This is a genomic window from Pseudomonas sp. Root562, assembly GCF_001427125.1.
In the GTDB taxonomy this organism is placed as follows: Bacteria; Pseudomonadota; Gammaproteobacteria; order Pseudomonadales; family Pseudomonadaceae; genus Aquipseudomonas.
The window spans coordinates 589,427-614,700 of sequence record NZ_LMGK01000025.1 but is presented as its reverse complement, the minus strand read 5'-3'; the positions used below and the strand labels follow the sequence as shown (position 1 = coordinate 614,700).

General features: G+C 56.9%; 18 protein-coding genes and 2 pseudogenes. 10 read left to right on the top strand and 10 right to left on the bottom strand.

The features are described from left to right. Positions 1-45: 45 nt before the first annotated feature. A complete protein-coding gene (locus ASD60_RS26410) occupies positions 46-2,628 on the bottom strand; it encodes a bifunctional diguanylate cyclase/phosphodiesterase (protein WP_056856801.1) in 2,583 nt (860 codons plus the stop codon). Positions 2,629-2,975: 347 nt separating this feature from the next. Next, the gene (locus ASD60_RS26405) at positions 2,976-3,878 is read right to left on the bottom strand and encodes a universal stress protein (protein WP_056856800.1); all 903 of its coding nucleotides are present in this window, start codon (positions 3,876-3,878) and stop codon (positions 2,976-2,978) included. Between the two features lie 386 nt (positions 3,879-4,264). Between ASD60_RS26405 and ASD60_RS26400 the strand changes: the two genes are divergently transcribed. After that, the gene (locus ASD60_RS26400; protein ID WP_056856799.1) at positions 4,265-5,230 is read left to right on the top strand and encodes a TerC family protein; all 966 of its coding nucleotides are present in this window, start codon (positions 4,265-4,267) and stop codon (positions 5,228-5,230) included. A 56-nt stretch (positions 5,231-5,286) separates the two neighbouring features. Here ASD60_RS26400 and ASD60_RS26395 read toward each other — a convergent pair whose 3' ends face one another. Next, complete coding sequence (locus tag ASD60_RS26395; protein WP_056856798.1) at positions 5,287-5,655, bottom strand: SH3 domain-containing protein; 369 nt, start codon at positions 5,653-5,655, stop codon at positions 5,287-5,289. 373 nt (positions 5,656-6,028) lie between these two features. Here ASD60_RS26395 and ASD60_RS26390 point away from each other — a divergent pair, with 373 nt between their 5' ends. Then, positions 6,029-7,930, top strand: coding sequence for a potassium transporter Kup (locus ASD60_RS26390; RefSeq protein WP_131107961.1), 1,902 nt, complete (start codon positions 6,029-6,031; stop codon positions 7,928-7,930). A gap of 177 nt (positions 7,931-8,107) precedes the next feature. On the opposite strand, the gene ASD60_RS26385 is transcribed toward ASD60_RS26390, so the two are convergent. The 3 genes from ASD60_RS26385 to ASD60_RS26375 form a co-directional block, all read right to left on the bottom strand. After that, on the bottom strand, positions 8,108-9,034 hold the full coding sequence (locus ASD60_RS26385; RefSeq protein WP_056856796.1) for a MurR/RpiR family transcriptional regulator: 927 nt from the start codon (positions 9,032-9,034) through the stop codon (positions 8,108-8,110). A gap of 69 nt (positions 9,035-9,103) precedes the next feature. Continuing rightward, positions 9,104-10,216, bottom strand: a complete 1,113-nt coding sequence (locus ASD60_RS26380) for a succinylglutamate desuccinylase/aspartoacylase family protein (RefSeq protein ID WP_056856795.1) — start codon at positions 10,214-10,216, stop codon at positions 9,104-9,106. A 58-nt stretch (positions 10,217-10,274) separates the two neighbouring features. Further along, positions 10,275-11,051: an ABC transporter substrate-binding protein gene (locus tag ASD60_RS26375; RefSeq protein ID WP_056856794.1), complete on the bottom strand. Its 777-nt coding sequence runs from the start codon at positions 11,049-11,051 to the stop codon at positions 10,275-10,277. Between the two features lie 381 nt (positions 11,052-11,432). Between ASD60_RS26375 and ASD60_RS26370 the strand changes: the two genes are divergently transcribed. Further along, the gene (locus tag ASD60_RS26370; protein WP_056856793.1) at positions 11,433-13,106 is read left to right on the top strand and encodes a cyanophycinase; all 1,674 of its coding nucleotides are present in this window, start codon (positions 11,433-11,435) and stop codon (positions 13,104-13,106) included. A gap of 497 nt (positions 13,107-13,603) precedes the next feature. On the opposite strand, the gene ASD60_RS26360 is transcribed toward ASD60_RS26370, so the two are convergent. The 3 genes and pseudogenes from ASD60_RS26360 to ASD60_RS26350 form a co-directional block, all read right to left on the bottom strand. Next, positions 13,604-14,497 carry a LysR family transcriptional regulator gene (locus ASD60_RS26360; RefSeq protein ID WP_056856791.1) on the bottom strand — a complete coding sequence of 298 codons (894 nt, stop codon included), beginning with the start codon at positions 14,495-14,497 and terminating at the stop codon, positions 13,604-13,606. Between the two features lie 82 nt (positions 14,498-14,579). After that, complete coding sequence (locus ASD60_RS26355) at positions 14,580-15,635, bottom strand: alpha/beta hydrolase (protein WP_056856790.1); 1,056 nt, start codon at positions 15,633-15,635, stop codon at positions 14,580-14,582. Between the two features lie 49 nt (positions 15,636-15,684). Next, a pseudogene (locus tag ASD60_RS26350) lies at positions 15,685-16,143 on the bottom strand (alpha/beta hydrolase); the annotation flags it as partial. Here ASD60_RS26350 and ASD60_RS29595 point away from each other — a divergent pair. The 3 genes and pseudogenes from ASD60_RS29595 to ASD60_RS26340 form a co-directional block, all read left to right on the top strand. Further along, positions 16,135-16,218, top strand: a pseudogene (locus ASD60_RS29595) (hypothetical protein); the annotation flags it as partial. The pseudogenes ASD60_RS26350 and ASD60_RS29595 overlap by 9 nt on opposite strands. Then, positions 16,218-16,682, top strand: coding sequence for an acyl-CoA thioesterase (locus ASD60_RS26345; protein ID WP_056856789.1), 465 nt, complete (start codon positions 16,218-16,220; stop codon positions 16,680-16,682). The pseudogene ASD60_RS29595 and the gene ASD60_RS26345, both read left to right, overlap by 1 nt. Continuing rightward, the gene (locus tag ASD60_RS26340; RefSeq protein WP_056856788.1) at positions 16,679-17,863 is read left to right on the top strand and encodes an acetyl-CoA C-acyltransferase; all 1,185 of its coding nucleotides are present in this window, start codon (positions 16,679-16,681) and stop codon (positions 17,861-17,863) included. The genes ASD60_RS26345 and ASD60_RS26340 overlap by 4 nt, the downstream gene beginning before the upstream one ends. A 261-nt stretch (positions 17,864-18,124) precedes the next feature. On the opposite strand, the gene ASD60_RS26335 is transcribed toward ASD60_RS26340, so the two are convergent. Further along, the gene (locus ASD60_RS26335) at positions 18,125-18,679 is read right to left on the bottom strand and encodes a YdeI/OmpD-associated family protein (protein WP_056856787.1); all 555 of its coding nucleotides are present in this window, start codon (positions 18,677-18,679) and stop codon (positions 18,125-18,127) included. A 649-nt stretch (positions 18,680-19,328) separates the two neighbouring features. Between ASD60_RS26335 and ASD60_RS26330 the strand changes: the two genes are divergently transcribed. From ASD60_RS26330 to ASD60_RS26315, 4 genes are all read left to right on the top strand, one after another. Then, positions 19,329-20,891 carry a sensor domain-containing diguanylate cyclase gene (locus ASD60_RS26330; RefSeq protein ID WP_082557686.1) on the top strand — a complete coding sequence of 521 codons (1,563 nt, stop codon included), beginning with the start codon at positions 19,329-19,331 and terminating at the stop codon, positions 20,889-20,891. Between the two features lie 118 nt (positions 20,892-21,009). Next, a complete protein-coding gene (locus ASD60_RS26325) occupies positions 21,010-21,708 on the top strand; it encodes a potassium channel family protein (protein ID WP_056856786.1) in 699 nt (232 codons plus the stop codon). A gap of 747 nt (positions 21,709-22,455) precedes the next feature. After that, complete coding sequence (locus ASD60_RS26320; protein WP_056856785.1) at positions 22,456-23,409, top strand: enoyl-CoA hydratase/isomerase family protein; 954 nt, start codon at positions 22,456-22,458, stop codon at positions 23,407-23,409. A 207-nt stretch (positions 23,410-23,616) separates the two neighbouring features. Continuing rightward, a complete protein-coding gene (locus tag ASD60_RS26315; protein ID WP_056856784.1) occupies positions 23,617-25,188 on the top strand; it encodes a gamma-glutamyltransferase family protein in 1,572 nt (523 codons plus the stop codon). Positions 25,189-25,274: the final 86 nt, after the last annotated feature.

The window sequence follows — 25,274 nt, the reverse complement described above, 5'->3', positions numbered from 1 at the left end:
ACGACGAACCCTGAAGGAGCGAGCTCGCCGACGCAGGGCCGCGCTTCAAACCCTGCTCGGGGAGCCTGTACTTTTTCTGGCCTTCACCAACACGTTGAAGTCGTCGGCTTCAAGAGGCCGACTCAGAAAAAAGCCCTGGCCTTCATCGCACGATACCGCTTTGAGCAACTTCAAGTGCTCGGCGGTTTCTATCCCTTCTGCCGTCACGGTGAGCGATAACGCGCGGCCCAATCCCACGATCGCCTGGATGATGGACTGATCATCTGTTTCTACCAGTTTGCTCAGAAAACTGCGGTCTATCTTCAGGCCGTCGAAGGGGAATGTGCGCAAATAACTCAGTGATGAATAACCCGTGCCGAAGTCGTCCATGGCTATTCGCACGCCCAGGCGCTTCAATGTACGCATGAGTTCCAGTGCGCCGGTGGCATCTTCGAGCATGACGTTTTCAGTGATCTCCAACTCCACCCGGGTAGGGTCGATTGCGGAGTCGTGCAGCGCTTTCTGCACGCGTTCCACCAAGTTGCCTCGCTTGAATTCGCTAGGTGAAAGGTTGACCGATACAAACAAATGTTCCGGCCACCCTGCGGCGCAACGGCAGGCCGTGTCGATGACCCAGTCGCTCAAGGAAAGAATCAGCCCGGACTCTTCAGCAATGAGAATAAAAGTATCCGGCGCTATCAACCCGCGCTCAGGGTGTTGCCACCGTACCAGCGCTTCGGCGCCGACCATCTCTCCGTCCGAGATCCGATAGCGCGGCTGGAAATGCAGTCGAAGTTCTCCATTCCTGATCGCGAAGCGCAGATCACTTTCCAGACGACGCCGCTCAATAATTCTGGCGTTCATGTCTCCCGCATAAAAACGCCAGGTGTTACGTCCCCCGGCCTTTGCTTCGTATAACGCGATATCGGCATAACGTAGCAACTCGCTCGCCTCGCATGCGTCGTTGGGTGCCATGGCAATGCCAATACTGGCGCTGACAAACACCTCTTGTTCACTGACCTCTATCGGTTCCTCGACGGACTCGATCAGACGGCGACAAAGCGTCTCGACTTCCTCCTGGGACCCGACATCGGTGAGTATCAGAACAAACTCGTCCCCACCAATTCGGGCGACAAGGTCTCCGTGGCGAACGCATTCTGCCAAACGGCTCGAGACCTGATTGAGCACCAGATCGCCTGCTGCATGTCCTAGCAGGTCATTGACCGGTTTGAATCGATCAAGGTCCAGGCTGAGCATGACCAAGGGTTGTTCCACCGTCGGCACAGCTTTGAGTTTGCCATCCAGAAACTCTTGGAGACGGGTCCTGTTGGGCAGGCCGGTCAGGGCGTCATGCTGTGAGAGGAATTCGATTCGACGGCGAGCTTTGACTTCCTCCGTAACGTCGGTTGCCGTTCCCCGGAATCCTCCTCCCGCCATTGCTCGCGCTGATAGACGGGTGATTCGTTCCTGGCCATTTGTATCCAGGTAACGACACTGCACGCTGATGTCCGGCCGACGATTCGGAATACTGAGCCACTGAGAGACTGTGCCTAGCTCAGTGCGCAACAGATCATCCATCGCCGCACCAATCCATGCCTCCCGGGAAAGGCCTGTGACCTCTTCAAACCGCTCTGACAGATAAGTGAAGTGCCAGCCACCGTCCATTTCCCAGACCCAGTCCGAGCTGGCCTCTACGACATCGCGAAAGCGCGCCTCACTGGTGGCGAGGTCGGCCTGACTGCATTGCAGCGATAAATAGCTGGCATCAAGTGCCTGCGCAGCGGCGGTGGTTCGACGCAAGATGACCCACGTCATCAGGCACACCAACAGCGCAGCGATCCCCACAAGGGGCAGCCCGAGCGCGAGCAATTGCAGACCTGGCCTGTGCGGGCTCCAGTGCAGACTGCCTGCGGCGCCGGTTTCACCCAAGGGGTACACAGATTGCGAGTGAATATCATCGGCAGTGGCCAAGTGCAGGCCTTCCACTCCGAAGTCCCGACCCATCGCTGCAAGTTTGGCGCTGTCCAACGGATCCACGAAAATCAGCACCGACGCCGATCTGTCATCAGTTTTAACCGTCGGATCGGTTCCCGGGGTAATCGCTGCTGCAGCGATCAGGGCGGGTATCCCTCCGATATTGACGAACGTAGTGGTAGGCGTTTCGGATTCGGCTCCCTCGCGGGCCTTGTCGAGAATCGCGTCGATGGACTGCTCGAGCCATTGTTCTGCTTCAACTGACACCTTCTCCCCGTCGACCACGGAATAAACGGTGCGATTGAGATCATTGACGACAAACAAGCCGCGGAATCCGAAGTCCGTGTAAAGAGTGGTGCCGATATTTTGTCGTACATACGCCCAGTCGGTGTCTACTTCAGTGTGCAAGTGCTTGTAAGCATCGCCCCAGAATGCGTAATCCTTGACGGTAGAGCGCAGCGAATTTTCCAACGATTGCACGGCCTTCCTGGTGTAGAACGCACTCTTGACTTCCTCCGCGCCATCCAGTTTTTGCGCAAGATAAACAAGCGAGCCGCACGCGAGCAAAAACACGCCTGCCAAAAGACCAACAAACTTGAACAGCGAAGCGCGGGTCAGGGCCACGCTTGAACGATTGGTTGGGGAACAAGAAATAGTGGGGAGATCGTTAGGCATAAATTCCCGGCAGTCGGTGAGAACAACTCATTTGCACACCAACTTATCGGCAGTGGACGCTAAAAGGTGAGTTGCCGTACGTCGCCAAACGACCGGCCGAGTCTGCCGAAGCGACGCAGGTTCCTGGTTATCGACGCTCACAGCGATGCAGCGCCAGGGCCTAAACCAAAGGCGCGAATTGTCCGCACGCCGCGCTATCGCTGGCCCATCTCCCGACTCAGCAGCGGCCGCTGAAGGCTCGATCTGCGTGTCTTGCTGGAGACCGCCCAAGGGTCAGCTGAAGTCAGCAGCTTGGGTCAAAACCACATCGACACCAACAGCCGGCTGCGATAGTGGCGGTTTTTTCTTCAGGCATCCGTTTCTCCCTTGATGGCCAAAACGCTGCAAGGCACCTGATATAGAACATGCTCCGTGGTACTGCCAACCAGCTTGTCCACGCCTTTGTGATGGGTATTTCCCATCACGAAGACATCCGCTCGAGTATGAGTGGCAAAGTCGGCCATTGCTTTGGTTGGCGGTCCTGCAATGAAGTGTTGTCGCTCAGGTGGCACGCCGTGGCGCGCCGCCAAGGCAATGAAGCATTTTTCTAGTGACCGGCGCACGTCGTTGCTGAAGCCTGGCATCGTCACGGCGCCAGCACCTGCATCAGAGAAATGTGTGTGTGTCAGTTCATAGGCATACAGCAGGTGCAATTCAGCGTCACACTGCGTCGCCAATTCGTTCGCCGCCTGAATGACACTGTCGTTGATTCCGCTGATCTGACCCTCTGGATGCGATGGGTCAACCGCTGCCACAATCACCCGAGGAAGCGGACACCTGACTTCGCTGACCAGATGTATGGGCGTGGGACATTCGCGCAACAACTGCCAATCCAAAGGCGTGACGAATACGCGTTTGAGCGCCGATTCATGATGTACGTCCTTGATAGTCAGGTCCGGCTGCATTTCAGCCACATGCTCAAGGATCTGTTGCAGCGGGTCACGGGTCAATGCAACTTCGGTGGTCACATTGATGCCCTTCCTGCGCATGAGTCCGGCTTCATCCTCCAACCACTGCAGGTTCTCCTGCCGGCAACTCTCGCGAAGTTGTTCACTGTTGCTCATTAACCGCATAAGGTCGAAGTCTTCGATGAACACCGCGATGTGCAGCGCTGCGCCTGTGGCGTCGGCCAGTGCGATTGCCCGCTCCATCGCCGGCGAATGACGCATGGTCGGACCTGCGATCAGAAAGAGTCGTTGATACTGCCTCATGTGACACCTCCAAACGTTCTGGGTTGTTGGCTAGCGCCCCCAGCACTTTCGCTTGTCCCACCATTGGCGATCTTTTATCGCCTCACTACCTGGATCGACACTATCAATATACGCCTGCATCACCGGCTTGCCAGTTGCCAGGGCTGGTGAAGGATATAGCAGACCTTTTCATCACGGCCGCGCAGTAAACGGGGCTGCTGGAACCGCGGGCCATGCCACCCGCCTTGACCATGGAGCACAACCAATGCGATTGCCGGCAGTTCAGCACCTGAATCAACACTTCGTAAAAAACGAACTATTGGCAATGAATAAACGATTTTTGCTGATGTAACAGGCTCGTTAGCATGACTCCTCCAGCCTATTGCTGCTTCATGCGGAGACAGTCAATGACCGCCATCAGCGTCGGCCAACCCTGGATGTGGGCCGCCTTCATCGTATTCGTCCTTGCCATGCTGGCCCTCGATCTGTTCGTCTTCGGCGGGCGCAAGGCGCATCGTGTTTCGGTGCGCGAAGCGCTGGCCTGGGTCATCGCCTGGATCAGTCTGGCGCTGGTCTTCGCCGTCCTGCTCTGGTGGTATCTGCGCAGCATGTTCGGCGCCGAAATCGCCCAGCGTACAACGCTCGAATTCCTGACGGGCTACCTGATCGAGCAGTCGCTGTCGATCGACAACATGTTCGTTTTCGTGATGATTTTCGGCTACTTCGCCGTGCCGCCAGAGCTGCAACGCCGCGTCCTGCTCTATGGCGTGCTCGGCGCCATCATCATGCGCGCCGGTATGATTTTCGCCGGTGTCTGGCTGGTGCGGGAGTTTGCCTGGCTACTCTATGTCTTTGGTGCTTTCCTCATCATCACCGGCATCAAGATGCTGATCTTCGCCAACCAGCAGCCAGACCTCGAAAAGAACCCCTTGCTGCGCTGGCTGCGTAGCCATCTTCGCATCACCGATGGCTTTCATGGCGAGCGCTTCTTCGTACGCCAGAACGGCCTGCGCTGGGCGACGCCGATGTTCCTGGTGCTGGTACTGATCGAGGCCAGCGACCTGGTCTTCGCGGTCGATAGCATCCCGGCTATCTTCGCTGTCACCACCGACCCCTTCATCATATTCACCTCCAATATCTTCGCCATCATGGGGTTGCGCGCACTGTATTTTCTGCTTGCCGACCTGGCCTACCGCTTCCACTTGCTCAAATATGGCCTGGCCATCGTACTGGTGTTCATCGGCGGCAAGATGCTGGTCGCGCCGTGGTGGCACGTGCCGATCCAATGGTCGCTGGCGACCGTCGGCGGCATCATATTGGTTTCGGTACTGTTGAGCCTGACTATGACGAAGAGCAAAACGCTGCTCGACTGACCGAGCGTTGTCGCGCAAGGCAGCGAGCCCGTGGCAGCGCTGCTGGAAGTGGCACCTTATGGTGGGCCGGCGGCTTCGCGCAGATACCTGCCGTTTACCCAACCGGTAAACTTCTGCTTGAGGCCAGCCTCGATTTGGCACCAACGACTGGAACCCACCGGTTTGCAGCCCAGGTTGCGTACTCGGTCGCCGATCATTAGCGCGCCGACGATCTGCTTGCCGACACCGGGCTCGCTGCGCACGTTGAGAGTTTCGCCGCTTGAGAGGTTTGCGACGTCCCAATAATCGGGGCCACCGGAAAACCCGTCAGCGTAGTCGGTCGTGATGTCCGCCTTGGTTTGCCGGGGTTCCTGGTGAACACCTTGGGCAACCACGCAGGTCGCACCGAAGAGCGCCACAACCGCCATGAACCCGATAATTCGCATCCCCGTACTTCCTCATTTAGTTTGAGTGGACATCTGGTCTGTGGGGCAACGGCAATCAGCGTACCGCGATCAACTGAAGAAATTCACCGGCCTAGCCACTGCATGGATTTCCTCGACGCGGCGTGACATCTGCCATTGAGAAAATGAACCCTACGCGATGGTTTTGTTCCGCGAACCGGGAGCGCATAAAGCCAGATTCCTGCTGTGGTGCTGCAACTTTTTTACGCTTTCTTTACGGTCAGCATTTCTGCCCGCAACGATACTGGCGGCGTTTTTTATAACGTCCATGAGCCTGGCTTTTTCAAGGGCCGTGGAAAAGTGTATTGCCCAAGGATGGCGTGCAGTTATTCCCTGTTAACTGAGAGATGCCGCCTTGAGTGAAACAGCGACCCTTGCACACGAAAACTCTTCAACCAAAACGTCAGGCGTGGGCATGCTCGTCGCGGCTGTCGGCGTCGTTTACGGAGACATCGGCACCAGCCCCCTTTATACGCTTAAGGAAGTGTTTTCCGGTCACTACGGTGTTCAGGTCAATCACGACGGCGTGCTAGGCATTCTGTCGTTGATCTTTTGGTCGCTGATCTGGGTCGTCTCGATCAAATACGTGTTATTCATTCTGCGAGCAGACAACCAGGGCGAAGGCGGCATTATGGCGTTGACCGCCTTGGCTCGCCGTGCGGCAGCGCCGATTCCGCGCATGAGTAAGGTGCTGGTTCTGCTCGGTCTGTTCGGGGCAGCACTGTTTTACGGGGATAGCATGATTACCCCGGCAATTTCGGTGCTTTCTGCGGTTGAGGGGCTTCAGCTGGCGTTTGACGGAATAGAGCACTGGGTGGTGCCCTTGTCGGTGATCGTGCTGGTGGCACTGTTCCTGATCCAGAAGCATGGAACGGCGCGTATCGGCATCCTCTTTGGCCCAGTGATGGTGCTGTGGTTTGTGGTGTTGGGTGCACTTGGAATCTACGGGATTTTGCAACGCCCGGAAGTGCTACAAGCCCTCAATCCTGCTTGGGGCGTGCAGTTTTTCATGGTTCACCCAGGCATCGGCGTTGCGATTTTGGGTGCCGTGGTGCTGGCTTTGACCGGTGCAGAGGCACTGTATGCCGACATGGGCCACTTTGGCCGCAAGCCGATTTCCCGTGCCTGGTTCCTTCTGGTGTTGCCAGGGCTGGTGCTCAATTATTTTGGCCAGGGTGCCCTGATCCTTGAGAGTCCGGAGGCTGTACGCAATCCGTTCTATCTGCTCGCGCCGAGCTGGGCACTGCTGCCGATGGTCGCGCTTTCGACACTGGCGACCATTATCGCTTCTCAAGCCGTGATCTCCGGTGCTTTCTCCCTGACGCGCCAGGCCATCCAGCTAGGCTACGTCCCTCGGATGTTTATCCAGCACACCTCAAGCCAGGAGCAGGGGCAGATCTACATCGGCACGGTTAACTGGGCGTTGATGGTTGGTGTGGTGCTGCTGGTGATCGGTTTCGAGTCGTCCAGTGCATTGGCAGCTGCCTATGGGGTCGCTGTGACGGGCACCATGTTGATCACCACCATTCTGTCTTCGGCTGTCGTGCTGCTCCTCTGGAAAACGCCACGTTGGCTGGCCATCCCGATGCTGCTCGGCTTTCTGCTGGTCGATAGCCTGTACTTCGCGGCCAATGCGCCGAAAATATTCCAGGGGGGCGCGTTCCCGGTCATTGCCGGTATCGGCCTGTTCATCTTGATGACCACTTGGAAGCGGGGGCGAAAGATCATCGTCGAGCGTCTGGACGAGACCGCGCTACCTCTGCCGTTGTTTATCAGCAGCATCCGTTCACAGCCTCCGCATCGGGTGCAAGGCACCGCGGTTTTTCTGACGGCCAGGGCCGATGCGGTTCCCCATGCACTCTTGCACAACCTGCTGCATAACCAAGTGCTGCACGAGCAGGTGGTGTTGCTCACCGTAGTGTCCGAAGACAGCCCTCGGGTACCCGCTGATCGACGCTTTGAGGTAGAAGCCTATGGCGAAGGGTTCTTCCGTGTCAGTCTCCACTTCGGTTTTATGGAAGAGCCTGATGTACCCTTGGCCTTGAGTCTCTGTCACTTGAATGAGCTGGATTTCAGCCCGATGCGCACGACCTATTTCCTCAGCCGGGAGACGGTGATCCCCACCAAGCGCATTGGTATGGCGCGCTGGAGAGAGAGCCTGTTCGCGTTTCTGTTGAAGAACGCCAACAGCAATTTGAAGTATTTCAAATTGCCACTGAACAGAGTGATTGAATTGGGAACTCAGGTAGAAATGTGAGGGAAGGGCAGCAGGTGCTCGGATTTACTGCTAGTGCATTAAAGTCCATGCAATTGCGCACAAACGACCCGATCCTGACTGTCGTCTCTATTGCGACCAATTCACTCGCCGAGCTTTCGCCACTGAAGTTACATTGTTGAGCGTCAATTGTGCCGCGACGGCCATTTCTCACAGGTGTTAACGGCTGAGCGGCTTTCTCTTCGAGCTTGGCTTGCTATTGGCAGAAACATGCAGGTAGGACAGCACGCTTTCAGTCAGCTCGGCAGAGAGCCTGACTGCTTCCTTATTTCGCGTCATGACGGCGGCAACCAAGCCCTCGATCAACGCCAAAACAGCCGAGTTTGAGCTGATGAGTACTGGATGATTCGCCGCAGCAAACAGTGCGTGATGCGCGATGTTGGCCAAAGGCGATGCTGGCGAGTCGGTGATGGCTAGCACCGAGGCTCCCCGTTCTTTGGCAAATCTCGCTAATTGCAGTGTGTCTTGGGAGTAACGGGGCAGCGAGATCGCCAGAAGGACGTCGGCGGGCGTGATGGATGCCAATCGATAGGCTGCGTTCTCGTTGCCACCTTCCATACTGATTGCCTGCGCATCGGCAATAAAGGGAATCAGGTTGGAGGCGGCAAGTCCTGCCATGTAGGCACTGTTTCCAAAACCAAGGATGTAGATTTTACGCGCCTGGATGAGTGCACTGACAAAGGCTTCGAACACTTCTGAGGAATTGTTGGTGTTGGTCGTGCTCAGGTTACTGGTTGCGATTTGAAGTTGCTCGGTCAAACCGAATTCCCCCAAGGGCCGGTGGGCCATTTCATTGCGCAACTTGTCGACGGGCGAAACCATGTCTTGCAACGTAGCGACCAACTCGACCTTTAATTGCGTGTAGCCCTTCAGGCCTATCGCCCGAGCAAGTCGATTGACTGCTGCCGGCGAAGTCAAAGACTCCTGGGCCAGCTCTTCGATGGTCAGGGTTGCGGCCTTCAGTGGATGACGCAGGATGAAGTCAGCCACCTTGCGCAGTGACGGTTGCAAATCCGGCACAGCCTCGGCGAGGTTGCGCATGATGGGCGCTGTATAAACGGTGGCATTGCGAGGAGTTTGAAGCATAAGTTGGGTCGGCCTATCGATCAGTTGCCCCAGTGTATCTGAAGCGAGCGAAATCACGGGAGTGCCGCCTCAATCGGTCAAGAGTCGGCCATGACGAATGGGGTCGCTGCCTGTGACCTTGGCCAGCCACAGGCCGGGTTGGGCAAATCGCAGGCGCTCACGGGCGTAGAGCACGCCGTTGGTAGTAGCGCAAACCCGTGTATGAAGGTCAGTGATTGGATCGAAGACTTCAAAGAGCGCGTCCCCTTTGTTTACTCGTGCACCCAACGGTTCCAGGAATGAAACGACCCCGGCGTGTGGTGCATAAGCATATTGCGCCCCTGCAAATGGCGTGGCTTCACAGTAGGAGGGGGGGACATATGGCCATTCGCCGCTGATCATCTTCAGGTCGCCCAGGTACGCCAGAATGGCTTCTGCATGGGCTTGGGCAGCGACGTGACCGGTGTCCGCCATACCGCCCAGTTCTATGGTCGTTGCCATGCAAGCCATCGGAATGGATGCGTCTGGAAATTGCCTGGCCAACTGGAGCCAAGGGGTGGAGCATGCTTCGTCAAAGGAATCGCCGCCGGCCGCTTCGGCCAGTAAAGCCGCGCCGGCGCCGAGTCGGTTTGCCAATGGCTCAAGTGAGTCCCAAAGCTGCGGCAGGCTATAAAGCAGAAGAATTGACTCGAAGTCGCAATGCAGATCAAGCACTACATCGGCATCACAAGCGTGAGTCAACAAAAGGCGTTGCAACCCTTCAAGCGCTGAGGTCGCTTGAGGCAGTTCGTTCAGCGCTTCGTGCATGGCTGCTCGAATGACTGCCACATTATCCTTGGCCTGTCCGCCCAGGCGCCCGGTAACCCGAGCAGCCACCGGTTCCCCGAGTGAGGGGAAATCCCGATTGAAATTTTTGCCGCTGGCAAAGTCGAATCGCCCCTGATGAGTGGCTTGAAACATCTGTGACAACCCGATGGGATTGGCTACCGGAACCAGTTCAATCGTTGCGTTCAGCCGACCTTCTTGCTCCAACTCGCGCAAGCGCTTTTTCAGCTCGACCGCTACGCGCATGCCCGGCAATTCATCCGCGTGCAGCGACGCCTGAATGTAGGCTTTGCGAGGGCCGCTACCAAAACGAAAAACCGACAGACGTCGTTCGATACCCGGGCTGCCCCAGGGTAGCAAGTGCTCAATGTGTTGCATGGAGAGTTCCTGAAAAAGGCAGGCAGGAGTCGCTGAAACACGACTCCTGCGCAAGTGATCAGCCGCCGTAGATGTCGTAGCTGAAGTACTTGTTCTGAATCTTCTGATAGGTACCGTCTGCGCGAACGGCGTCGATGGCGGCGTTCAGTTTTTCAGCGGTTGCAGAATCGCCTTTGCGTACCGCAATACCCGCGCCGTTACCGAAGTATTTCTTATCGGTGAAGTCCGGGCCTACCAATGCGAAACCCTTGCCTGCATCGGTTTTGATGAAACCTTCATCGATGTTGACGATGTCGGCAAGGGTGGCGTCCAGGCGTCCGGATGCCAGGTCCAGGAACGCTTCACCCTGGGAGCCGTAGCGCACGACTTCAATACCCGCTGCGGCGAATTTGTCACTGGCATAGCGATCGTAGGTAGACGCTCGCTGAACGCCCACTCGCTTGCCTTTCAGGTCTACAAGCGGGTCGTTGATAACGGTACCGGCCTTCATCGCCAGCTTGCCGGGGGTGTGATAGTACTTTTTGCTGAAATCGACCGATTTAAGCCGATCGGGGGTTATCGACATGGAGGACAGGATTGCGTCGATCTTGCGTACCTTGAGGGACGGAATCAATCCGTCGAACTGCTGCTCAGTCCATACACATTTGACCGCCATTTTCTCGCACAGCGCATTGCCGATGTCGTAGTCGAAACCGGAGATCGCGCCGTTTGCTGTCTTGGACGCAAAGGGTGGATAGGCCGCTTCGATACCGATGCGCAGCGGCTGTTCCTCTGCCATCGCGAATGCGCTCATGGCGGCCAACGCCACAGCGCCGAGAAGTGTGATTGTTTTCATTGTACGACTCCTTATAGCGGGTATCAGGGTAAGTAGAACGGGTCGACGAGCACGTATGGCGCTTGACTTGAATCGGGAGTCACCATGACGGCAATGAAACAGTTATTTTCATACAATGTAAAACAAGAAAATAATAAAATCACTATGCGTGGAAAAAAACTGATCTTGTAGATTCTACAAATCATTGAAATAAAACGATTAAATTAGATTTTGTGGCCTGAAACCGGTTTTTTAAGCGCTGATCAAAGCCCTTGATCAGCCAAAAAATGCGGCGTATAAACTTTCATATGTAATGAATCTGAAAGAAAAATTTACAGGTCGGCGCTGTAATGGTCGGTTGTGAAGCCAGTGATGTTCTCCCCACAAAAAGAGCAAATGCGGATGAGCAAAGTGAGAAAGGGCAGGGTTTTGGTCGCGTTGGCTATCGCTTCTTCAGCGACGTCGGTGCTCGCGGATGGCCATTTACTGGCGGTAGGGGGCATGCTGAGGGCCAGCAATTTGCCCGTGTATCACAAATTCGTGGATCTGGCGGGCGGGTCTGGTGCGGCGAGGATTGTGATTTTCCCCACTGCCAGTGCAAGCCTGGGTTCAAGTAAGCGCTTTCAATCCGAGCTGGTGGCGTTGGGTGTGCCGGCTTCTCACGTCACGATTGCGTCGATCGACAGCAAAAATTACGCACAAACAATGAATGATCCCGAAGCCGTCAGGCCGATCACTGAGGCAAGTGCCGTGTGGTTTGTGGGTGGCGATCAAGCGCGAATTGCCAAAGCGTTGTTTAACGCTGATGGCAGTGATTCGCTGGCGATGCAAGCCGTGCGCAAAGTGTATGAGCGGGGCGGAGTCATTGGTGGCACGAGCGCGGGGGCGAGTATTCTCGGCGCAAAGATGCCGACGGCTTACGGGGTTGTCATGGACACGCTGGACTTCGGTGTAGCGAAGTCTTCCGGGCAGCGTGGTGCGGCATTGCTCAAGGGCTCTGGCCTGTTCAAGGCCGGGATAATCGATCAGCACCTGGATCAACTCGAAGAAACCAGTACCGGGCGAACCGCGCGCATGGCCAGTTATCTGGTCGACGACCCACGCGGCAAGGGTTTCGGGTTAGATACCAACACCGCCATGTGGGTGAAGCCTGACGGTCGGATCGAGGTCATTGGCGAGGGTTATTTGACGGTGATGGATGCCAGCCATGCGACCAAGCGGTTCGGCGTCTATGGCACTGAATTGCATAACGTGCAGCTCGCGATGCTGGGCAACGGCGATCATTACAACCTTTCGACAAATGCAGTCTTACCGGCTGAAGGCAAGGAGGTCATCAAGCCGGGCGATGAGTATCTGGTGGGTAACCAATTGATTACAGACCTATCGGCAGTGGCGGCGATGCGCCGGGCGGTGCTGTATGGTCTGGCGGACAACACAGCTACCCGTCAATCGGGGCTGATGACTCGATACAATCCTGCCAATGGATACCATTACGGGTACCGGTTTGATTTCACCAAGGCCCCGGGTTTTGTTGCACACAGCAAGACTTATGACTCATTGACCAACTACACCGCACAGGGCGTGAGTCTGGATGTCACGCCGGTTGATGCGAGATTGAGACCTGCGCAAAAAAACGTACCCGCCGACATCCCGGCCAATCAGGCCTCCGATGCGGTGCGGGCAGTAGTTTTCCGCGGGCTGATGACCTGTAACGAAGCAAACGCCTTTGAGCCGGCCCGTGCCATTACCCGAGGCGAGTTAGCCAACACGTTGCAGATGACGTTGGCCGGTGAGATGAAGGTCGACACACGCGCTGGCTTCACGGATATGCCGACGGATTCCCCATTGTTTGATCAAGCCCGGATTGTGGTTTCCAATGGCTGGATGAAAAGTGGACCGGCGTTCGAAGCGAGCAAACCGGTCACCCGGGCTGAGTGGGTTGAAGCTGCCAGGTTTTTGGTTGCGCAAGGTCGTGTCACAACGGTGGTACCTGACTCGAGTAAGGGTTCGACCGTACGCCGTGATGAAGTGGCCGAACTGATCGCCCGGGCTTACGATCTTGGAGATAAATCTTGAAGTCGGCTGTCATTCGGCTACGCAGTCCATGCGCGCTGACTAAATGAATTGACTCAGATGCCCCTCGACCAGATTGAGATTTTCGCGCTCTCTCACCTGTTTGCCGGTGAGGAAATAGGCTCGGCATTAGCCAGGTCTGATAACCGAATGTTTCGAGTGATTGCGCGAGAGAAAACCAATGCTGGCTTTTACTCGATCATTGAGTATTCGCTAGAGGGGCGATGGGCAAATGAAGTGAAGGAGCGGTGCTGGACATTCAATCATGCCGCCCTGAGTCCGCGGGGCGTCTTTGTCTGCTGGTCCGAGGACAACCGGACTCTGTGTCTGGAAGCGTTCAATTGTTCGGGCGGATGGCCTTCGGAGTTGTTGCCCGAGCAATTGTGTCTTGCGACCTGCGCTTGAAGTGCATTCCAGCAGTTAGCATCCGGGATGTCAGGCGCTCAGGTCAAAGTGACAAACACCGTTGGTAAAATTGAGACGGCTTGAAGGTCGATGACTCAGCGCTTGTAGAGCAACGCTTCAACTACAACGCCAAACGCTGATGAGTGTTCACGGCGATTGGGGTAATAGAGATGGTAACCGGCAAAGGGCTGGCACCAATCTTCCAACACTCGCACCAGGCTTCCGTCAGCCAGCTCTTTGGCGACCATATCTTCTGGCAGGAACCCCAAGCCGCATCCCGCCACAGCCGCACGCAGGATCGGCACGCTGCTGTTGAACGTCCACTGTCCCTCGACGCGCGCCTTGAGTTCGTGTCCGTCCTTTTCAAAATCCCATTGCATCAGGCTCCCGTGGGTGGGCAGGCGTAGATTGATGCAGTTTTGAGCGGCCAGATCTCCTGGTTCCCTGGGAATGGGTCTGTGTTTGAAATACTCGGGGGATCCTACGACGGCGATGCGTAACGGCGGACCGATAGGCACGGCGATCATGTCCTTGGCTACCTGGTCCCCCAGCCGCACGCCGGCGTCATAGCGCTGCGCGACGATGTCGGAGAGGGCGTAGTCGACGGTGATTTCGACCTTGATGTCCGGGTAGTCGGGCAGGACCTTCATCAACTTGGGCCAAAGAATATTGTTCGCCGCATGTTCGGAGGCGGAGATCCGCACATTGCCTGCCGGGGTATCGCGAAACTCGCTGACCGCGGCCAGTTCAAGCTCGATCTCGTCAAAGCGCGGTGCCATGCTTTGATACAGGCGTTGCCCGGCTTCGGTAGGGGAGACGCTGCGTGTGGTTCGCGTCAGCAGACGAACCCCAAGCCGGGTTTCGAGCGCACGCATGGTGTGGCTCAGCGCGGATTGCGAGACGCCCAGCTGCGCCGCCGCGCGGGTGAAGCTGCCTTCGCGGGCGATGACCACGAAGGCTTGCAGATCGTTGAGATTGGCGCGGGACATTGATGAGAGCCTCTCATGGGGCAGCGCGTGATTATGCCATCTAAGCAGGTTCCGGCTGGATGCGCGACCCCCGAAGAGCCTGTCAAAGGGTTCGTGCGTAGAACGCTGTCAGTTTGCCAATGGCCGCGTCGACATAACGTGGGACCCAGTAGGTTTCGATGTGGGTGGCGCCGTCGATGATGAACAATTCCTTGTCCTGGGTGCCGGTGGCCTTGGGAAATGCATCCTGGCTCATGTACAGGCTGTCAGCCTTGCTGCCGGCGATCATCAGCAATGGCTGATTGATCAGCTCGATCTGATTGGTCGCGTCAAAACGCATCAGGTCCAGCAGGCTGCTCGTGGTGTATTTGAAGGTCGAATTCGGATGCGCATGGGTCTTCCAGTAGTACTCGTAGCCTTGGCGATACAGTTCGAAGGGCAGCTTGGCGATCTGCTCATCGGTGAGGTTGGCATCACCCGAATACAGCACCGCGCCACCGGCGGCTTCCTGCGCGCGGGCAGCCGACGCTTGTTGCAGGCGTTGCTGGATGCTGTCCAGTTGCGAGTCGTTATAGCCGTTGCGGCGCACGCGTCCCGAGTTGAACATGCTCACCGTCGCCAGCGATTTGAAGCGCTTGTCGGTTTGCGCCGCGGCCAGCGAGTAACCGCCACCGCCACAGATGCCAAGCAAGCCCAGGCGCGTGCTATCGACGCCCGCATATTGGCTGATGAAGTCTGCCATGCCGTGGATGTCTTCGATGCGATACGCCGGCTTGTCGATGCTGCGAGGCTGTCCGCCACTTGCGCCCTGGTAGGCCGCATCGGCGGTGATCGTGATGTAGCCCTGTTCGGCCAGGCGCTGGGCGTACAGACCGGCGACCTGCTCTTTGACGCCGCCGTTCGGATGCGCGACCACAACGGTCGGGTAGACCTTCTTCGCATCGTAGTTGGCCGGGGTGTAAACGTTGGCAGCGATGTCCAGGCCATTGAGCTTGTAGCTGACCGGGTGGATGTTGACCTTGCCCGGTTCGTTGCGGGTCAGGGCGCCGTCGTACGCCAGGGTGAACGGGTTCTTTTTGTAGTCCGCAGCGCCAGCTTCGCCCGCAGAGAGACCGACCAGCGCCGACATGAGCGTGGCTTTGAGAAGGGTGTTTTTCACGTGAGGCTCCTGAGTAATAATAAGGGCGGCAGTGCAATAGGGAGAGGGGTTAATCCAGCTGTTTTTCTTTGAGGAATTGCGACACCAGGTCGGCGATCTGCACGTTGTTCAAATCCGACATGGGGAAATGGGTATTGCCGTTGATGCCAATCTCCGGCAAATGGATCAGTCGCACGTCGCCCCCATGCCGATTGACCGCATCACGCCATAGCCGGGCCATCTTCAGGCGGGCGCGCCAACTGTCCTGGGCGGGCAGGTCGACGGCCTGTTCCGGGATGTTGTCGCCGTAGAGGATCAGGATCGGAATGCGCGTCAGTGCCATGAATTGTTCCATTGGCACCGCCGCGCCTTGCACCGTGTCGAACGCACTGGGAATCGGCGCCGGCAGTTCACCCTGCGGGAAGACGAAGCTGCTACCCGGCTCGAACGCCACAATGGCCTTGACCTTGTCGTTCTTGATTGCCGTCAGCCAGCCCGGCCCGCCACCTTGCGAGTGCGGATGCAACAGCAGCGTCTGCTCGTGAACAACCCGCGCACACTCACCGAAGCCGACGCGTTGGCCATTTATGAAGCGGCATATTGATGACCGACCTCAGGCAGCGTGCCGGCTATCGGCACTTCACAACGATCAACACCCGTTGGCACGACAACGACGTGTATGGACACGTCAACAATGTCGTCTTTTACGGTTTCTTCGACACTGCCGTGAACAGCGTCCTGATCCAGCAGGGAGGGCTGGATATCCACGCAGGTCCGGTGATCGGCCTGGTGGTGAGCTCCGGCTGCGATTACCACGCGCCGGTTGCGTTCCCCGAGCCCATCGAGGTGGCACTGGCGGTCAGCAGACTGGGTAACAGCTCTGTGCATTATCAACTTGCGGTGTTCCGTGAAGGCCAGGCACTGGCCTGTGCGACCGGGCGTTTCGTGCATGTGTTTGTTGACCGTCTTCAACGCCGCCCGGCGCCGATTCCCGAACGGCTGCGCCTGGCACTGAGTGAGCTGGTCAGCGACTGCCAGCCCTCATCGAACAAGGAACTTGAACCATGAAAGACGCCGTGATTGTTTCCACCGCTCGCACACCGATCGCCAAGGCGATGCGTGGCGCATTCAATGACCTCAAGACGCCCAGTATGACGGCCGTTGCCATTCGCGCAGCAGTCGAGCGTGCTGGCATCGAGCCGGGTCAGATCGAAGACCTGGTGCTGGGTACGGCCATGCAGAGCGGCACTGCGGCCATCAACCCGGCGCGTTTGTCGGCCCTGGCCGCAGGCTTGCCCATTTCGGTCAGTGGGCAGACGATTGACCGCCAGTGCGCATCGGGCCTGATGGCCATTGCCATCGCCGCCAAGCAGATCATCGTCGACGGCATGCAGGTGACCGTTGGTGCCGGGCAAGAGCAGATCAGCCTGGTGCAGAATGCTCACAATCAAATGGCGAGCGAGGCGTTCGATGCCAACGTGCTGCGCATGAGCGAGCATGCGTACATGCCAATGCTACAAACGGCCGAACTCGTTGCGCGCCGGTATGGCATCAGTCGGGAAGCGCAGGACGCCTATGCGCTTGAGTCTCAACAACGCACCGCGGCGGCGCAGGAAGCTGGTGTTTTCGCCGACGAAATTGTTCCGGTCAAGGCACGCAAGCGAGTCGTTGACAAGGAGAGCGGGGCGGTGAGCTATCAGGATGTCACGCTTGTCCAGGATGAAGGCAACAGGCCGACAACCCAACTCAGCGATCTGCAAGGACTCAAGCCGATAGTGAAGGGCGGTAGTGTCACGGCCGGCAATGCCAGTCAGTTGTCCGACGGCGCCAGCGCCTGCGTTTTACTTGAGGGGGCAGTGGCTGCGCGATCAGGCATTGCACCCTTGGGCCTGTATCGAGGGATCGCAGTCGCCGGACTGGCGCCAGAAGAGATGGGTATCGGCCCCGTACTGGCAGTGCCCAAGCTGCTCCGTCAGCACGGGTTGAAGGTGGACGATATCGGCTTGTGGGAATTGAACGAGGCGTTTGCCTGCCAAGTGTTGTATTGCGCACAACAGTTGGGGATCGATCCGGCGAAACTGAACGTCAATGGCGGCGCAATTTCCATTGGGCATCCCTACGGCATGAGCGGCGCGCGAATGGTTGGGCACGCGTTGCTGGAAGGAAAGCGGCGGGGGGTGAAGTTCGTAGTGATAACGATGTGTGTGGGTGGCGGGATGGGGGCGGCGGGATTGTTCGAGGTTTTGTAACCCAAACCCGAACATGGGCTGCCAGCGTGCAGGCTGTCGTTCAGAAATGCCCCAATTCGATGCCGCTTGCGTTGCCGTGTCGCGAAGTATTTACCAAGGGCCAGCGCAAGGTCAGCCTACTGCATAAAGGATTCTGGTCATAAAAGGGTTCGAACCGAAGCTCGAGTGTTCCCTGGCGCTGCTTCCTAGCAAGGAATGCAGCGCACAAAATTGATCAGTTTTTCTTGCCTCCTTTGCTGGCGATGCAACGTAATGCCCCATTCAAGAATTATCCGCCTCGGGCGCACGGAAGGCCTTACTGTAGTAACCGGACGGGTCGAAACAGCAAACGTGCTTCTTGCCGCTGGCGAGCATATCGCAGGCATCACCGATTCGTTTCGCGCGGGTCTTGAGTTGCTTGGCTGAAGTGATCCAGTGTATCCAGTCTACTCGTGCGATGGTCGTCGTATTGTTCCAGACTTTAAGCGCCTCAGGAGTAGCTGCGAGTGCCTCTTGAAAATCTGCCGGTATGTCAGGCTCGGGTTCCTTCTTCACAGAGGCTAGCTCCAGCGTAACGACGTCCCCCACAGCTGCGCCTGCGGCTTCGAGTAGCTCTCTGCCGACCGGCAGCCAATGGCTCAGTTGACCATCAGGCTCAAGGGTTGCCTGGAAGGGGTGCCCATTGATTGTGCCTTCAACTGTCGTTCTTCCTCGCCTTGGAAGCTGTTCACTCGCGTCTGCTGGCAATATCAGGAACGCCCAGGACGTATCATTACCAGGCTTTGCCGGGCGGAGAAGCTTTGCTTCGAATCGGAATTTCCTATCGATTGTTGTCATTGCAACGTCTCCAACCAATACGCCTGACGACTCAACTACGGGATAAATTCAGTATCGAGGGTCGACGTTACCGATTAGCCACTAGTGTGTCCAGCGGCTGCTTGTGGGCGTTTTTTTGCCTGTCGCAGCCTGGATAGCCGACTTTATGTGCGATGCGAACCGCTCTCAGGCCGCGGTGCTTGTCATCGGAAACACTCGCCAGTCACTTGTCGTGCTGGCAAATAGCCGCTAAACCTTAGGGTGTGTTAGGAGAGGGCCTGAAGATGATTTCCAGATTCGTTGTTGTCCCTGCAATCCCGACAGAGACTGGATCGACGCGTGATGGAATGCGCTTCTATTGTGAGACTGCGCCATCGGTTTCAACATCTATGACAACGAAGAAAAACGTCGCTTGAAGACGACCTATCAAATTCGAGAGGAAGTTCGGGACGAGTGTCAGCGGCTTAACCACAAGCAGTTGCTGGAGGTTCTTACGGAGCGACAATCCATGACCGTGGTTTAGGCGCTTGCCCACGTGATCAAAATTTTCACCTGACGAAACGAGACGCTACAGTCAGGGGCATGGAAAAATACAAGTTGTTTCGCTGAAGGCTGAATGCTTGTAGAGCGTGACAGTAATTTGGACGCACCGCGAAATCGGAAGATCAGGATGATATGGACAAAGCGGCGCAACTCGCTGATGGGCTTTATTTTTTTAGCGGTCGGTCTGGTGGTTTTTTCGGCGTTACTATTGCTGAAGTCCGAGACTCAGCGAAGGGAAACGTATTTTTCCGAGTACGTGCAAAACATCTCTGGGATTGTGCGCAATCAGCTTGATACCAATGAAGCTGTGCTCTCGGGCTTCTCTGCATTCCTGCAAGCCGTAGACCAGAGTGATACCGAAGCGACGTCCCGATATGCGGCAGTCGTATTGTCGGCCTACCCGCATATCTACATGCTCGAGGCAGCCCGCTCCGTGCCTGTCGCCGAGCAATCCGCCTTTGAGGATCTGTTGCGGCGCACATGGCGCCCAGACTTTGAGCTCAAGGATTTCCCAAGTCTCACTGGGCAGCCAAGCCAACCTCAGGCCTTCCTCAAAGAGACCTGGCCCGTTTTGTTTATGTACCCCTTGCTCCCTGAATCCAGTTCGATTTACGGGGTGAGGTTAGAAACGGTCGCTTACCTTTCCTACGCGCTGGCACGCGCCCAAAGCAGCCAGAAACCCGTGGTTTCTCCCGTTTTTTCCATGTACGAGGGCGGTAGTGCTTACATTCTGATGCAGTTAGTCAACCGGCCTGACCAAGAGCGAACGAGCCCCAGCCCCAATTTTTTTGGTAGCACTATGGTGTCATTGCTGTTGATCAAGACGGGCTCTCTTCTTGATGCCGTCAATCACGCTAACGTCGACCCACTGGTTCATATAACTGCCGTGCTGAAGACCGCAGCCGGTTCTGAAAGCGATGTTTTTTCCACGCACGTTCAACAGGCTGGCTTCCTTGATCGCCTGTTTTTGCCGCAATTGAACGACCGTGTCGAGATCCGCAGTACATCGCAGCCCATGACGCTGGTATTCGACCGGCAACTTCGTTTCGGGGATGTCCTTACTGAAGAAATGTTGATGATTCTTTTGGTACTCGCCGGCGCTCTGGTGCTGATGCCGATGGTATTGATCACGCATTTCAAGGCGATAGAAAGAGCCGAAGTTGAGCACGAACGCTCAGCCTATCTGGCAACCCATGATGTACTCACGCAACTGCCTAACCGTTACCTGTTCGCTGAGCGTTTTGCCCAGGCCATCTCGGATTGGGAAGTGAAAGGGATTCCGTTCGCTGTGCTTTTGATCGACTTGGATCATTTCAAGGAGGTCAACGACAAGTACGGTCATGAAGTCGGCGACCAGGTTTTGCAAGCGGTTGCACGCCGCATGCTTCAAGCCACCCGGTCATGTGACACGGCTGCCCGATACGGCGGCGACGAATTTGTGATGCTGATCTCCAATCTTTCTGACCCCCAGAGCGCTGAGTCGCAAGCGGCGAGGGTATTTGACACCATCGCCCAGACAGTCGCGACAAGTGCGGGGGAGCTTTCAGTGTCGTGCAGCGTCGGAGTTTCGCTGTGTCCTGTTCATGGGCAATCTCTCGACGCATTACTTAAAGCAGCGGATCAGGCCATGTATGGTGTCAAGCAGCTAGGGCGCAAGGGGGTAGGGATGAGGGAATCCCCCCTTGCATGAGGCTTGCGCGGGCATTGGACAAGTCAGTTGTGTTTCTGGGGCTATCATGCACAACTGGACCCCGTCGCGCTTGGTCTTGTCAGGTCACGTGCGTTACTTCAACCTCTGGGAATCTGGTATGACAAGCCCGCAAGATAAAGCCGAATCCGACGCGGATTTAGCTCAGATGGTAATAGGGCTAGGGCCCTGCACTTATCTGTTGCTGCTTTTACTGGGATTGATCCTCCTGTTCCCCTTTCTTGAGGAGGGGCTGATTGCTCGCATGTTGCTCGGCATTCTGTTTTCGGCTGTGCTGCTCGTGGGCGCTTTCGCCACCCGGCAGACCCGACCCGGATTCATCCTCAAACTGTGCCTGGCGTTGCTCGGGATTGGCCTTCAATGGGCGGCCTTGTGGACCGAGAGTATCTCGACTCTTGAACTTGCAGGGATAACCTATGCGGTGTCTCTTACGGTTTCGTTCAGCGGGGTACTGCGCTACCTTCTCAAGCGCGGGCCGATTACAGCGGACAAGCTGCATGGCGCACTTGCGGGCTACATCATGCTGGCCTTCGTTTGGTCCTTCATCTATGCCCTGGTCGAGATTTCCGCCGCTGGCTCATTCGGCCCTGGCAACTTCGATTTCAGACAGCCCGGCACTTTCTTCAAACTGATCTATTTCAGCTTCACGACGCTCACGACCACCGGTTACGGGGATATTATCCCGATCACCAACCATGCCCGCTCACTGGTGATGGTCGAAGAATTTTCAGGCGTCTTTTACGTGGGGGTCGTGATAGCGCGGCTTGCCGGTATTTATCCGTCGCATCAGGCCAGATGACGCCCGATTTGCCTGAGCCACCCAAGGCGTTTTTGGTTGACTCTTCCCTGATTTATCTGACACCTCCGAGCGACTACTTTTGGCTGTGGATTCAACCGGTCGATGCAACAGATTGGCTAAATCGTTCAGGCGTTTCGTACGTTAGCGATTTCGGCTTAACGCCCTAAACCACGAGCATTGGTACAGATGAGCATGGCCTATCCAAAGGCGTGCACCGGAGCGGTTTCCCCCTTGGTCTGCGTTATGCACTGCATAGCCGCCTCGCCTTGAAGATCAAATGCAGCCTGTCGAGCAAGCTCCGTGAACCGCACTACACTCGTAGACACACATCACAGGCAGCTTTCTATGAATTGGGGCAGCTGCACTGAGCAGAACAGCAGCGCTTAGGCAATTCCCCAATCGACACTTCGGATTCGATAGCCCATCCCTCCTGAAGTTTTAGCTGATTAGTTACGCCATGTATTAACTGATATTTCAGATCGTCCGTTTATCTTGATGATCATCATAAATATAGTGACCCCATCGTTCTCCTGAAGCACAGCCAAGTTCAACTTTCCATAAAAAACCGGCGATGTTGGCTGGCCGGCAGAAGGGGGTATCACCAAGTTGCACATAAACATGACCACATCGCGCCTATATTTGCCAAAACGGTACTGCTAATTCGAGCATCAACCGGTGCTCGTGGTCCTGAACAGAAATCAGGTCAATTCATCGTTGTTCATTCCATAAAATTGGAGTTCCACCATTATGAAATCACGACGTATCGTAAGCGCCACTCTCGCCTTTAGCATGCTGTTGGGCGGGAGTACCATAGTTGGTCAAGCCCTTGCCGCCGACCCTGCTACCAGTCCCCCAAAATCCGCCAGTTCCTCCCCCAACCAGTTTCTCATTGACAAGATCAGTCCGGAATACTGGCGAGTGCAGATCAACAACCCGCCTTTCAACATATATGGTCCGGATTCTACCTTGCAGTTCGAGAAGGTGGTCAGCGCGATAGAAAACGACACCAAACTCAAGGTGGTGGTTTTTGAAAGCAAGGTGCCTGGCTTTTTCCTAACCCACTACGACTTCGCCGAGCCTCTGGAGCGGACCCTGGAAATGCCCAACGGGAAGACCGGCCTGCCGCCCCTTCCGGACATGTTGGTACGCCTGAGTAAGTCCCCAGTGGTTTCCATCGCGATGATCAACGGCCGCGCCTCTGGCGTGGGCAGTGAACTGGCCTTGGCCAGCGATATGCGTTTTGCCAGCGACAAGGCAGTGCTTTCCCAATTTGAAATTGGCGCCGGCTTTGTCCCAGGCGGAGGCCCAATGGCGCGCCTGCCACGTCTTATCGGCCGCGGCCGTGCATTAGAGGTCCTGCTAAGCGGTAACGACATCGACGGCAAGCTGGCCGAGCGTTATGGTTACGTAAACCGCAGCTTTCCCGAAAACGAGCTGAACAGCTTCGTCGATGCTCTGGCCCGCCGTATCGCCACCTTCGACAAGCAATCTCTGGGCGAGATCAAGGAACTGGTGAATGTAGCTTCCCTCCCTTCAAATGAAGACGTCGGGAAGGAATGGCCCGCTTTTCTCAACTCTGTTCGACGCCCTGCCGCCCAACACCATATCGGCCGCCTTATGGAACTAGGCCTGCAACAAAAAGCTGATGTGGAAATTAATCTGCCCAAGTATACCGGCCAGGTCAGTGCCGAGAAAAACTAAGGCGCAGAAAACTGCATTTCCGAGGTGGCGGTTCAAAAACTGTTGAACGACGCCGGATCTCTTCAATAGCTTGTTTTGGGGGGCCTGGTTGACGTTCAAAAGGGTTTGACGCTGGACGCCACCCCGTCTGCCGCAGGGTAAAAGGCATACATCTTGCTTTGCTAACAATATTCATATCGATAGCTAGCAAAAAAGAGGCCTTGAACCATGATCGCTACCTCCAGTCGTGCCGTGATCTGTACGCCCCATGCCGATGCCAGCGCCACCGGCATGCGGGTTCTGGAGGCGGGCGGAACGGCCATCGATGCGATGCTGGCCGCCAGTGCCATGCTTGCAGCGGTTTTCCCGCACATGACCGGTCTGGGTGGCGATGCCCTGTGGATGATCCACGACAGCAAGGTGCGCACCATCGTGGGGATCGGCCAGGCCGGGCAGCGTTTGCCTGAGGGCGGATCCATCACCGTGCGAGGTCCGGCTTCGGTGGCCAGCACCGCGGGCGCGATGGCGAGCTGGAAGACCGCAGCAGACATCAGTCGTCATGAGTGGGGCTCCAGGCTGGGCTGGGCTGATCTGTTGGTAGACGCAGCGAGCGTGGCCGATGCCGGTGTCGTGGTTTCGCAATCGCAATTGTTCTGGCAAACCCTGCGCCAGCCGCTGATCGAGCAATTGCCGGACCTGCATCACCTGTGCAAGACCGACGGGCGCTGGCTGCGCGAGGGCGATAACCTGCGCCAGCCCGAGCTCGCCAACACCCTTCGCCATCTGGCGAAACACGGCGTCGAGGATTTCTACCACGGCGAACTGGCTGAGGCTTTCGGGGCTGCGTTCGATCGCCTTGGGTGCGGCTTGACCGCTGCCGATCTGGCCGCGACCCGCGCCCCTGAAGTCGCACCGATTTCCGTGCGATACCGCGATGGACGACTCTACAATGTCGCGCCGCCGTGCCAAGGCCTTTACACGTTGCAGGCCATGGCTGCGCTGCAACACAAGCCGCTGGCGCAAGTCGGCAACGGCAGCGCGCTGTACTATCACTATCTGGTCGAAGCCATCAAGCAGGGGTTGCTGCGGCGCAATGCGCAGTTGTGCGATCCGCTGAGCAAGCCCTGGGATTTTGCCGCCAGTCTCGAAAGCGTGCAGATTCAAGCCTATGCCGATGCCATCGACGACCAGCGTGCTGCACCCTGGACTGAGCCGGGGCGCCCGGCCGATACAGTCTGGATGGCCGCGACCGATGCCCAGGGGCGTACAGCCTGCCTGATCCAGAGCCTGTTTCATGACTTCGGCTCGGGCTGCGTTCTGGGTGACACCGGCGTGCTGTGGCAGAACCGCGCTGCCGGCTTCAACGCGAATCCCGGGCACGTCAATGGCTGGGCTCCCGGCAAGCGTCCGGCGCACACGCTCAATCCGTCCTGCTATCTGGCTGACGATGGCCGACGCTGGTTCTTCGGCACCCAGGGGGGCGATGGTCAACCGCAGACCCAGATGGTCCTGGCGACCCAACTGATCGACTATCAGCAGCCCATTGACCAGGCCCTGCAAACCCCGCGCTTTTTGTTGGGGCGCAGTTTTTTCGACAGCACGGACAATCTCAAGCTGGAAGGCGACATGGCGGCTAACACGATTGAGGGCCTTGGGATGCTGGGGCATGAGGTGGAAATCATCCCGGCCCGCAGCCCCATGACCGGCCACGCCGGGATCATCGCCATCGATGCCGATGGCCTGCGCAGAGCCATGCATGACCCACGGGGCGAGGGCGCGGGCCTGGGTCAGGCGGGCTGAGTCGTGAGCGGGGCATTTGCCGGGTTCATGCCGCTGGCGGATAATGCCGCCGATTGCCCGCCATCCGCAGCCTTGCGTATTGGCCT

Bases quoted from the DNA above. Each gene is read 5' to 3' on its own strand.
- ASD60_RS26400 (WP_056856799.1), top strand. From the start codon at position 4,265: ATGACCGCCATCAGCGTCGGCCAACCCTGGATGTGGGCCGCCTTCATC.
- ASD60_RS26370 (WP_056856793.1), top strand. From the start codon at position 11,433: ATGAGCAAAGTGAGAAAGGGCAGGGTTTTGGTCGCGTTGGCTATCGCT.
- ASD60_RS26335 (WP_056856787.1), bottom strand. From the start codon at position 18,679: ATGACAACAATCGATAGGAAATTCCGATTCGAAGCAAAGCTTCTCCGC.
- ASD60_RS26380 (WP_056856795.1), bottom strand. From the start codon at position 10,216: ATGCAACACATTGAGCACTTGCTACCCTGGGGCAGCCCGGGTATCGAA.
- ASD60_RS26405 (WP_056856800.1), bottom strand. From the start codon at position 3,878: ATGAGGCAGTATCAACGACTCTTTCTGATCGCAGGTCCGACCATGCGT.
- ASD60_RS26315 (WP_056856784.1), top strand. From the start codon at position 23,617: ATGATCGCTACCTCCAGTCGTGCCGTGATCTGTACGCCCCATGCCGAT.
- ASD60_RS26360 (WP_056856791.1), bottom strand. From the start codon at position 14,497: ATGTCCCGCGCCAATCTCAACGATCTGCAAGCCTTCGTGGTCATCGCC.
- ASD60_RS26330 (WP_082557686.1), top strand. From the start codon at position 19,329: ATGATATGGACAAAGCGGCGCAACTCGCTGATGGGCTTTATTTTTTTA.
- ASD60_RS26320 (WP_056856785.1), top strand. From the start codon at position 22,456: ATGAAATCACGACGTATCGTAAGCGCCACTCTCGCCTTTAGCATGCTG.
- ASD60_RS26325 (WP_056856786.1), top strand. From the start codon at position 21,010: ATGACAAGCCCGCAAGATAAAGCCGAATCCGACGCGGATTTAGCTCAG.
- ASD60_RS26345 (WP_056856789.1), top strand. From the start codon at position 16,218: ATGACCGACCTCAGGCAGCGTGCCGGCTATCGGCACTTCACAACGATC.
- ASD60_RS26340 (WP_056856788.1), top strand. From the start codon at position 16,679: ATGAAAGACGCCGTGATTGTTTCCACCGCTCGCACACCGATCGCCAAG.
- ASD60_RS26395 (WP_056856798.1), bottom strand. From the start codon at position 5,655: ATGCGAATTATCGGGTTCATGGCGGTTGTGGCGCTCTTCGGTGCGACC.
- ASD60_RS26410 (WP_056856801.1), bottom strand. From the start codon at position 2,628: ATGCCTAACGATCTCCCCACTATTTCTTGTTCCCCAACCAATCGTTCA.
- ASD60_RS26375 (WP_056856794.1), bottom strand. From the start codon at position 11,051: ATGAAAACAATCACACTTCTCGGCGCTGTGGCGTTGGCCGCCATGAGC.
- ASD60_RS26385 (WP_056856796.1), bottom strand. From the start codon at position 9,034: ATGCTTCAAACTCCTCGCAATGCCACCGTTTATACAGCGCCCATCATG.